Here is a 10,445-nt window from a genome sequence, read left to right as displayed (position 1 = left end):
CCATGATCACGGTGGCCGTACTCATGCCCGCAGGCGCCCCATCACCCAGCTGGCCAGCACCGACGCGTCACACGACCGCATCTACAGCTGCCGTGCCGGAGAGCGCACCACGGCGACATAACGCCCGATGTAAGTGATGTACAGGAACGAACAAGGCAAGGAAAGACCATGAGCGATGCGACCGAGGAACTACCGCCGTGCCCCGAATGCTCCAGCGCGTACGCCTACGAGATGGGCGCGCTCCTGATCTGTCCAGAGTGCGGCCATGAATGGTCGCCCGCGTCCTCCGAACCCGCGGGTGCCAGCGAGGACGGGGTGATCAGGGATGCGGTCGGCAACGTGCTCGCCGACGGCGACACGGTGACGGTGATCAAGACCTTGAAGGTCAAGGGCAGCCCGAGCGGGATCAAGGCCGGCACCAAGGTGCGCAACATCCGCCTCGTGGACGGCGTCGACGGCCACGACATCGACTGCAAGATCGACGGGTTCGGCTCCATGCAGCTGAAGTCCAGCGTGGTCAAGAAAGCCTGACAGCCAGCCGGTCGCGGGCTGAACACAGGTGCGGATGGTTCCGTCCTCGGCGGAGGATGGAACCATCCGCGTTCCAGGGGATCAAGCCCTTGCCGGGGGTCCGTCCCCAGCGCGTCCAGTGCGGCGTCCAGGTCGCTGTACACGGTCGGCGGAATCAGATAGTTGGCCGTCAGGGGCCCCCATGGGCAGGGCGCCGACGCCGCACAGGGCAAGCGGATGGGAGCGGCCCGATACTCGGCGGACAAGATCGAAGACTGCGGCTTCGCCCTCCTGGCTCCAGCCGAGCAGCCCGTCGGCATCCAGGACGACGGGGCCGCGGCGCCGGCCGGCACCCAGCCAGGTGGTCGTCGCCGCAGCGCGGGCAGTTGCCGTCTTCGCCGACGGCTGCCGGGAGGCACTTGAGACGGCAGGCCGGGCACTTCAGGAGGGTTCCGTTGGAGCCGAGCAGTCGTGGGATGCGCACTGAACCTCCATCTCACGCTTTCTGAATTGCTAGTCTTAGCAATTCTCGAGGTCATCACGTGGGTGTGAGGGCGCGAGAATGTCCCCATGACGAAGAGTTTTGGGTGGATGCGATGCACGGTGCACGCACGAGAGCGGCCGTCCGGCACCCCGGCGGCCCGTACGGGCGCGGGGCGGGTGCGGTGAGCGCGCCGTTGTACCAGCTGAAGGCTGAATTCTTCAAAACCCTCGGCCACCCGGTGCGGATCAGGGTGCTGGAGCTCCTGAGCGAGCGGGAGCACGCGGTCTCCGAAATGCTGACCGAGGTCGGCGTCGAAGCGGCCCACCTCTCCCAGCAGCTGGCCGTCCTGCGCCGGGCCAACCTCGTCGTCCCTCGCCGGGAGGGCTCGACTGTCTACTACTCTCTGGCCAATCCCCAGGTGGCGGAGCTGCTGCGGGTCGCGCGGAGCATCCTGTCCGGCGTACTGGCCGGACAGGCCGAACTGCTGGCCGACCTCAAAGCCGCCGAATCCGACACCGCACCCCGGCCCCAGCGCCGCAGGTCGTCATAGACGACCCGCACCCCATACGGCGGCCGCCTCTCGGCGGAAACCATTCCGCGCTCTGGCGGCGGGAGGCGGCCGCTCCCCGCCCGGGCCGACCCCGGCATACCTACCATCGGCCCGGCCCCCACGACTCCGGGCCAACAACCAGGAACTCAGGATCGCTCACTGAATGCGTGCCAGAACCCCGAAGGGATCAGGCACACATTCCATGAGGACGATCAACGGGTTTGACCTCGGTGACACTGCGTCATCTGAGGCCGTGGTGCGGTGTCATGACGTCGTCGGAAGCCTGTTTTCCACATCTCAGCACGTCGCTGGTGGAGGCCGTGTCCTTCGAGTGCGGGACGGTCCACCTCGTGGCGAGAACCCGCGAGATCGGCGTGACCTGCCCAGGCCTGTGCGGCAGTGCCCAATCGGGTCCACAGCACCTACGAAAGGGTCACGCGCCGGCGCCGCCGAGGGAAGGGGCCGGGGACCCCGTCGCACGACATGACCACGGCTACACGGCCGCAGACCGTCCTCAGCTCTCGCCCGGGCCCATCAACTCGTCCAGCGCCCGGAGCGCCTCCTCCACACCCATGTGCGAATTGTCGATCATCGGGACGTCACGGTCGCGCCAGCCACTCATCTGGCCATAGATGATCTCGAGTGTTTCCATGGCGAGCCGGCGATGCCCGCGGCGCGCACTGTTACGCCTCTCCAGGACGTCGACGGAGGGCATGAGGACGACCAGACGCACCGACAGGCCCTGAAGCTCCTGCTCCCACCTGTCAAGACCGACGGCGTCCCAGTCCGGGAAGACCGCGTCATCGACGACACAGGCGTACCCGATCTCCGTGTACTCGCGAACAGCACGGGCCACACAGCGCCGCGCCACGACGTACTGACGCTCGGAGAGCTCGCTCCACCCGTCCTCCGGGTTGGCGTACCCGGACTTCACCCAGTCCCGTACGTCGTCGAGCGAGATGTGCACGGTGGGCCCAGAACGGCTCCTCGCCCATGCGTCCGCCAGTGTGCTCTTCCGTGCACCAGCGGGACCCGTGATCAGCAGTACGGGAGGAGCCTCATCACATTCCCGGGCCTTCTTCATTTCCTTCTATCCCCAGACCGGTAGAAAAACGTCCTCACTTGCCGCCCCGATCCCGCGACCATTCCCGCTGAACGAAACGAAACCGGCGTATCAGATCACCGGGTCTGCGCTGCGCGACGGCCGCCCACACGCCACCTGCGTCGAAACACAGGTCGACCAAGGTGCAGACGGCATCCTCCCTCAGCCCGCGCATCCCTGCGCCCGGCTCATGACGGCTCATGGTTTCACGGGCCTGCACAGAACAGCGGGGCCGGCCGTACTAGCCGCGCGAGACGCACACTTCCGCAGGGCTTCGCCCGCCACTGTCGCGGCGGCCACCATCACAAACGGATTCGCGTAGTACGTCGTCAGATCAAGATGCTTCGCGCACAGCAACAGCCAGCCGTTCGTCTGCCTTGCAAATGGCGGCCTGCCGGTCACGCGGTGACAATGAGGGCAGCAACGCCTGAAGACAGGTGGGCCATGAATACCGTTGAAGAAACGATTGATATCGCTGTGCCAGTGCGTACCGCCTACAACCAGTGGACTCAGTTCAGGAGCTTTCCGCGGTTCATGTCCGTGGTGAAGAAGGTCGAGCAGGTCCGACCCAACATGACCCGGTGGGTCCTGGGGTGCGGTCCGGTGCGACACGAGTTCGCGGCCGAGATCGTGGAGCAACAGCCGGACATCGGTCTGACTTGGCGGAGCCTGGACCGGCGCTTCAGCCACCGGGGGGAGGTGTCGTTCCGCCCCTCGGCATCCGGGGACACCCTGGTCACGGTACGTATCCAGATGGAGCGGCGCGGAGTGGCGGACCTCGTCGCGCAGCGCTCGGGGGCCACGCGCCGAGTACTCCGATCTGAACTCGGTCATTTCAAAGAGTTCATCGAGGGCTTGGGGGAAGCCGGCGGGGCTTGGCGCGGCGTCATTCGCGACGGACGCGTACAGCAGATGGAGCCGGAACCACCCAGATGCCAGGTCCCTCATTGGCCTGTCGGCTGATCCGAGTGAAAGAGAATGACGCACCTGATGAAGAAGCCACCGAGCGAAGAGCCGGACGAACGACTCACCGTGACTCCGCCCAAGGAGTGGGCGGCAGGAGTGCCCGCGGTGACCCACGCTCTGGAGTATTCCCTTGAGGAGACGTCCGTCCGGCGAGCCGGAGTGACACTGCTGACCATGAACCAGGTGGGTGGCATCGACTGCCCCGGCTGCGCCTGGGCGGATCCCTCCCCGGGCCACAGGCACCTCAACGAGTACTGCGAGAACGGCGCCAAGCACATCAATGACGAGGCGACGTCACGGCGCATCACTGCCGGCTTCTTCCGCAGGCACACGGTCTCCGAACTGGGCCGGCGGTCCGATCTGTGGCTCAATCAGCAAGGCCGGCTCACCGAGCCGATGGTCAAGCGGCCCGATGCGGATCACTACGAGCCGATCAGCTGGCACGACGCCCTGGGACTGCTGGCCGAAGAGCTGAAGGCACTGGACTCGCCCGATGAGGCGGTCTTCTACACGTCGGGCCGGGTCAGCAATGAGGCCGCTTTTCTCCTGCAGCTCTTCGCCAGGGCCTTCGGCACCAACAACCTGCCCGACTGCAGCAACATGTGCCATGAGTCCAGTGGCTCCGCCCTGCACGAGAGCCTGGGCACCGGCAAAGGCTCGGTGAGTCTGGAGGACATCCACCACGCCGACCTGATCTTCTTGGTGGGGCAGAATCCCGGCACCAACCATCCACGGCAACTCTCCGCGCTGGAGGAGGCCAAGGGAAACGGTGCCCGCATCATCGCGGTGAATCCCCTGCCGGAGGCCGGACTGCTGCGGTTCAAGAACCCCCAGAAGCCTCACGGCGTAGTCGGCCGCGGTGTCCAGATCGCCGATCGTTTCCTTCAAATCCGTAGCGGCGGCGACCTCGCACTGTTCCAGGGTCTGAACCGGCTCCTGCTGGAGGCAGAGGACTCCCGACCGGGCACCGTGCTCGACCACGACTTCATCCGCTCCAATACCAGCGGCTTCGAGGAGTTCTCCCAGCACGCCCGAAACATCGCCTGGGAGGACATCCTCACCGCCACCAGCCTCACCCGAGAAGAGATCGAGGCGGTCCGGGACGAGGTCCTGCGCAGCAAGCGCATCATCGTCTGCTGGGCCATGGGGGTGACGCAGCAAAGGCACGGAGTCCCCACCGTCAGGGAGATCGTGAACTTCCTGATGCTGCGCGGCAACCTGGGCAAGGCCGGAGCCGGGACCTGCCCGGTGCGCTCACAGCAACGTGCAGGGCGACCGCACGATGGGAATCTGGGAGCGGATGCCCGACTCCTTCCTGGACGCACTGCAGCAGGAGTTCGGCTTCGAACCGCCTCGCGCCCACGGGCTCGATTCGGTGAACTCGATCAGGGCCATGCGGGAAGGTCGTATCAAGGTCTTTCTCGGCGTCGCGGGCAACTTTGTCCGGGCTGCTCCGGACAGCGCCGTCACCGAGGACGCCATGCGGCGATGCCGCCTCACCGCCCACATCTCCACCAAGCTCAACAGGTCCCACACGGTCTGCGGCCGGACCGCGCTCATCCTTCCTACCCTCGGCCGCACCGAACTGGACGTCCAGGCCACCGGCGAGCAGTTCGTCACCGTGGAGAACTCGATGAGCGAGGTGCACACCTCCCACGGGCGCCTGAAGCCGGCCTCCAAGCTCCTTCTCAGCGAAGTCGCCATCCTGTCCCGGCTGGCCCGCCGAACACTTGACGGCAAGGCCGACATCCCGTGGAACGAGTTCGAGGCCGACTACGGGGCCATCCGTGACCGAATCTCCCACGTCGTGCCGGGACTGCATGACTTCAGTCGGCGGGTGGCCCGTCCCGGCGGCATCAGGTTGCCCAACCCTGTCAACGAGGGAGTCTTCAATACGTCCGTCGGCAGGGCCTTGTTCACCTGCAACGCCTGGGAGATGTCGTACGCCCCCGAGGGGCACCTGCTGCTGCAGAGTCTGCGCTCCCACGACCAGTGGAACACCATCCCCTACACGGACAACGACCGCTACCGGGGCATCCACGGAAGCCGCCGGGTGGTCCTGGTGAACCCACAGGACGTATCCCAACTCGGTCTGGCAGAAGGCCAGCGTGTCGACCTGGTGAGCGTGTGGGCCGACGATGCGGAGCGCCGCGCGGAGGACTTCGCGGTGGTGCCGTACCCGACGACACCCGGCTGCGCCGCCGCGTACTACCCCGAGGCCAACGTCCTGGTGCCGCTGGACAGCGTGGCCGAGACCAGCAACCAACCGACCGCCAAGGGCATCGTGGTCCGGCTGGAGCCCACAGGCACCCGACCGGAGTGAGTGCCGCCAGGTGCCTACGGCCGGGATGGAGCCCACCGGACCGGGCCCGGCGACGGTGGTGCGCGCCGAGGCCCGCCCGCCACTTCGTCGGCGACCGGCTCAAGAGCGCACATGCGGACTCCGTTTCGGAGATCCCCCGGTTTGGTGGGTCCCGTACCCGGCTGGGGTGGGCCGGCTACCCGAAGATCCGCCGGCCACCGTCGCACGCGACGGAGCAACCCGGTAGGGGAGGCCAACCACACGTGGCTGATCTTCTGCCTGGTCACGGGAGCCTCGACCACTACGGCCGATCCGATCCGCTAGCGCAGTGACCGCATACGTTCCCCGGGTTCCGGTGCAAGGATCCTGGCATGGAGTACATGGTGCTGATGTACGCCGATCCCGCAGCGACCGAAGCGGGTTAAGCTCGGCCAGCCAGCGGCGGTGGCGCCCGGGAAACTCAACTCCAGCTCGGCGAGGTCCCGTCCGGCCCCTTGTAGGGGACCGGTTGGCCGGTGTGCGCGTCGAGCGGATCCAGACTCTTCGGCCCCAGGGACTCGTTCAAGGCGCCCAGGTTCCCGACTTGGTCAGGTTCGTCAACTGCACGACAGCGACTCTTGGTTACTTCCCAAATCACCTCTCGATCGGGAAGATTGTATTCAGTATACTTACGACCGGCCGTACACTCGCATCGCGCCACCCGGAGGAGCCATGACAGTCCCGCACCCCCAGCTGCTCGCGCACATGACCATCCACGCGCCCGACGGCATCGTCATCGTCGACAGCGCGGGGCTCATCCTGTTCTGGAACAGCGGCTCGGAGCGGATCTTCGGGTGGAAGGAGAGCGAGGTGCTCGGACAGAGCCTCGACCTGATCATCCCCGAGCGGCACCGGCGCCCGCACTGGGACGGCTTCCACGCGGCGATGGCCAAGGGCACCACCCGCTACGGCGCGAGCGACCTGCTGACCGTGCCCGCGCTCAAGTCCGACGGGTCGAGTCTGTCGATCGAGTTCAGCGTGTGCCTCCTGCCGGATCCGCAGGGCGGCGCCGGACATGTCGGCGCGGTCATCCGTGATGTCACCGCGCGCCGCGCCCAGGAGAAGGAGTTGCGCCGCCGCCTCGCCGACGCGAACGTCCGCGCCACGACCGTGTGAAACGCGGGGCATCGCGAGGAGGGCAGGGAACCCCGGGTTCCCTGCCCTCCTCGCTGTTCCGGGTCCGCACACGCGGGTGTCCCGCACGCTGGTCGCGCGCGGGACACCTCCCCCCCGTCCCCCCTGTTCCCCCTGTTCCCCCTGTTCCCCCTGTCACCAGGCGGACACGGCGTCAGGCAACGACGGACCCCTCGTGCAGCTTACGGATGGCGTCCGCGTCGTAGCCCAGGTCCGCGAGGACCTCGTCGGTGTGCTCGCCAAGCAGCGGCGCACCCTTGATGTCCGGCTTGAACCCGGAGAACTTCACCGGGCTGCCCACCGTCAGGTACGTGCCGCGCTCCTTCTGCTCCACCTCGACGATGGTGCCGCTCTTGCGCATGTCGGGGTCCTCGGCGAGCTCCTTCATCGACAGGACCGGGGCGCACGGCACCTCCCACTCGCGCAGGATGTCGACGGCCTCGTACTTCGTCTTGTCGGCGAGCCACTTCTCGATCTCGCCGAAGATCTCCATGATGTGCGGCTGGCGCGCCCGCGCGGTGCTGTACTGCGGGTCATCCTTCCACTCCGCGTGGCCGATGGCCTCGCAGGTACGAGCCCAGTTCTGCTCCTGGACCGTGAAGTAGATGTACGCGTTGGGGTCGCTCTCCCAGCCCTTGCACTTGAGGATCCAGCCGGGCTGGCCGCCGCCGCCCGCGTTGCCGCCGCGAGGCACGGCCTCACCGAACTCGCTGTGCGGGTACTGCGGGTACTCCTCCAGGTAGCCGAGCTGCTCCAGGCGCTGCTGGTCGCGGAGCTTGACGCGGGTGAGGTTGAGGACGGCGTCCTGCATGGAGACCGAGACCTTCTGGCCGAGCCCCGTCTGGTCGCGCTGGATGATCGCCGTGAGCAGGCCGATCATGAGGTGCATGCCGGAGTTGGAGTCACCCAGCGCGGAGCCGGAGATGGTGGGCGGGCCGTCCCAGAATCCGGTGGTCGAGGCGGCGCCGCCGGCGGCCTGGGCGACGTTCTCGTAGACTTTGAGGTCGTTCCACTTCGAGTCGTCGTTGAAGCCCTTGACCGAGCCGAGGATGAGGCGCGGGTTCAGCTCGTGGATGTAGTCCCAGCCGAGACCCATGCGGTCCATGGCGCCGGGCGCGAAGTTCTCGACCAGCATGTCCGACTCGCGGATCAGCTTCTCCATGACCTCCTTGCCCTCGGGCGTCTTGGTGTTGATCGCCAGCGAGCGCTTGTTGGAGTTGAGCATGGTGAAGTACAGGGCGTCGAGGTCCGGGATGTCCCTGAGCTGCTGGCGGGTCACGTCGCCGCCGTTGATGCGCTCGACCTTGATGACGTCGGCGCCGAACCAGGCGAGCATCTGCGTACAGGCGGGGCCGGCCTGGACCCCGGTGAAGTCGATCACCTTGAGGCCTGCGAGCGGCTGTTCACTCATGTCTGAGTCCTTCTCGTGATGGATTGCGCGGCGAACCGCGGTTGTGCTTGCGGAGGTTGAGAGGTGGCGTGCCAGGTGTGGTGGGCGGGTCACTTCTTCGACGGCACGATGTTGCCGACGGTGATGCCCTTGGGGTTGAGGTGCGCGATGTGACCGCTCTCCGTGCCCGCGCCCGGGTCGATGGCGCAGTCGATCAGGGCGGGGCCGCCCGCGGCGAGCGACTCGGTGAGGGCCGCGGTGACCTCGGCGGGGGTGGTGGCGCGGTAGCCCTTGCCGCCGAACGCCTCGATCATGAGGTCGTGCCGGGCGGACAGCATCAGGGTGGTGGGCGACGGGGCGTCGTCGAGGGGGTTGACGTCGTTTCCGCGGTACACACCGCCGTTGTTCATGATCACAGTGGTGACGGGGAGCTGGTACCGGCAGATCGTCTCCAGCTCCATGCCGCTGAACCCGAAGGCGCTGTCGCCCTCGACGGCGATCACCGGCTGGCCGGTCTCCACGGCGGCGGCGATCGCGTAGCCCATGCCGATTCCCATCACACCCCAGGTGCCGACGTCCAGGCGGTGGCGCGGGACGTGCATGTCGATGACGTTGCGCGCCATGTCGAGGGCGTTGGCACCCTCGTTGACGAGGTACGCGTGCTGGTTGTCGTGCAGCACGTCGCGCACGGCGCGCAGCGCGCCCATGAACTGCATCGGGTGCGGGTCGGCCGCCAGACGCCCGGCCATCTTCTCGACGTTCTGCGCGGAGCGCGCCGCGAGTTCCTCGCGCCAGGCGGTGGGTGCGGAGATCTGACCCGGCTTGGCACGCTCGGCCAGCACCTCGAGCACGGATTCGACGTCGCCGACGAGCGGCGCCGCGATCGGCTGGTTACTGTCCAGCTCCCTGGGCTCGATGTCGACCTGGATGAACTTCGCGTCGGGGTTCCACTGCGGCGCCTCCCCGTGCCCCAGCAGCCAGTTGAGGCGGGCTCCGACGAGCATCACGACGTCGGCCTTGCGCAGCGCGAGGGAGCGGGCGGTCGCCACCGACTGCGGGTGGTCGTCGGGCAGCAGGCCCTTGGCCATCGACATCGGTACGTACGGGATGCCGGTCGACTCGACGAACTCCCGGATCCTGTCGTCTGCCTGGGCATAAGCGGCGCCCTTGCCGAGCACCACCAACGGCCGCTCGGCGCCGGCGAGGAGTTCGATGGCACGGTCCACCGCCTCGGGCGCGGGCAGCTGGCGCGGGGCCGGGTCGACCAGCCGGCTGAGAGTCTTGGCGCCCTCCGCCTTGTCCATGATGGAGCCGAGCACGGCGGCCGGGATGTCGAGGTAGACGCCCCCCGGCCGGCCGGAGACGGCGGTGCGCAGCGCACGGGCGATCCCCCGGCCGATGTCCTCGACCCGGCTGATGCGGTACGCGGCCTTGCAGAACGGCTGCGCGGCGGCGAGCTGGTCCATCTCCTCGTAGTCGCCCTGCTTGAGGTCGACGAGGTGGCGCTCGCTGGACCCCGAGATCTGCACCATCGGGAAGCAGTTGGTGGTGGCGTTGGCCAGGCCGACGAGGCCGTTGAGGAACCCCGGCGCGGACACCGTGAGAGCGATGCCCGGCTTCTTGGTGAGGTAGCCGGCCGCGGCCGCGGCGTGGGCCGCGTTGCTCTCGTGGCGGAAGCCGATGTAGCGGATGCCCTCGGCCTGGGCGAGCCGGGCCAGATCCGTTATCGGGATGCCGACCACGCCGTAGATGGTCTCGACGTCGTTCAGCTTCAGAGCGTCGACGACCAGGTGGTACCCGTCGGTGAGCTCGGCCGGTGCGTCGGCGTTCGCCGCTGTCTCCTGTGGTGAGGGGGCGGTCATGGTCCGAGGTCCTCCTTGGGCAAGTGATGCTGTGCGGCTTGTGGATCCACCTTCCGCACCGAACCCTCGCCCCGTCCAAGACTTGACGGCGACCAGCCGATAACCA

Annotated in this window: 7 protein-coding genes and 1 pseudogene; 5 read left to right on the top strand and 3 right to left on the bottom strand. The window is 67.4% G+C overall.

What is annotated here, in order from left to right; genetic code table 11:
* Positions 1-168 precede the first annotated feature (168 nt).
* Both ABZV38_RS33020 and ABZV38_RS33015 read left to right on the top strand, forming a co-directional pair.
* Entirely contained in the window at positions 169-531 is a 363-nt protein-coding gene (locus ABZV38_RS33020) for a zinc ribbon domain-containing protein YjdM (RefSeq protein WP_356332127.1), read from the top strand.
* A 644-nt stretch (positions 532-1,175) separates the two neighbouring features.
* Positions 1,176-1,544, top strand: coding sequence for a metalloregulator ArsR/SmtB family transcription factor (locus ABZV38_RS33015; protein ID WP_356332128.1), 369 nt, complete (start codon positions 1,176-1,178; stop codon positions 1,542-1,544).
* Between the two features lie 514 nt (positions 1,545-2,058).
* On the opposite strand, the gene ABZV38_RS33010 is transcribed toward ABZV38_RS33015, so the two are convergent.
* Positions 2,059-2,628, bottom strand: coding sequence for an AAA family ATPase (locus ABZV38_RS33010; RefSeq protein WP_356332126.1), 570 nt, complete (start codon positions 2,626-2,628; stop codon positions 2,059-2,061).
* A gap of 462 nt (positions 2,629-3,090) precedes the next feature.
* Here ABZV38_RS33010 and ABZV38_RS33005 point away from each other — a divergent pair, with 462 nt between their 5' ends.
* From ABZV38_RS33005 to ABZV38_RS32995, 3 genes and pseudogenes are all read left to right on the top strand, one after another.
* Positions 3,091-3,609 (top strand): SRPBCC family protein, encoded by a 519-nt coding sequence (locus tag ABZV38_RS33005; protein WP_356332125.1) that lies wholly within the window; start codon positions 3,091-3,093, stop codon positions 3,607-3,609.
* 27 nt (positions 3,610-3,636) lie between these two features.
* A pseudogene (locus ABZV38_RS33000) lies at positions 3,637-5,935 on the top strand (FdhF/YdeP family oxidoreductase).
* Between the two features lie 690 nt (positions 5,936-6,625).
* Positions 6,626-7,069 (top strand): PAS domain S-box protein, encoded by a 444-nt coding sequence (locus tag ABZV38_RS32995; RefSeq protein ID WP_356332124.1) that lies wholly within the window; start codon positions 6,626-6,628, stop codon positions 7,067-7,069.
* Between the two features lie 172 nt (positions 7,070-7,241).
* Here ABZV38_RS32995 and frc read toward each other — a convergent pair whose 3' ends face one another.
* Complete coding sequence (gene frc / locus ABZV38_RS32990; protein ID WP_356332123.1) at positions 7,242-8,498, bottom strand: formyl-CoA transferase; 1,257 nt, start codon at positions 8,496-8,498, stop codon at positions 7,242-7,244.
* An 89-nt stretch (positions 8,499-8,587) separates the two neighbouring features.
* On the bottom strand, positions 8,588-10,339 hold the full coding sequence (oxc, locus tag ABZV38_RS32985; RefSeq protein WP_356332122.1) for an oxalyl-CoA decarboxylase: 1,752 nt from the start codon (positions 10,337-10,339) through the stop codon (positions 8,588-8,590).
* Positions 10,340-10,445 lie beyond the last annotated feature (106 nt).

Origin of the sequence: Streptomyces sp. NPDC005181 (genome assembly GCF_040608395.1) — a bacterium.
Classification (GTDB): domain Bacteria; phylum Actinomycetota; class Actinomycetes; order Streptomycetales; family Streptomycetaceae; genus Streptomyces.
This window is presented reverse-complemented; position numbering and strand designations above follow the sequence as displayed.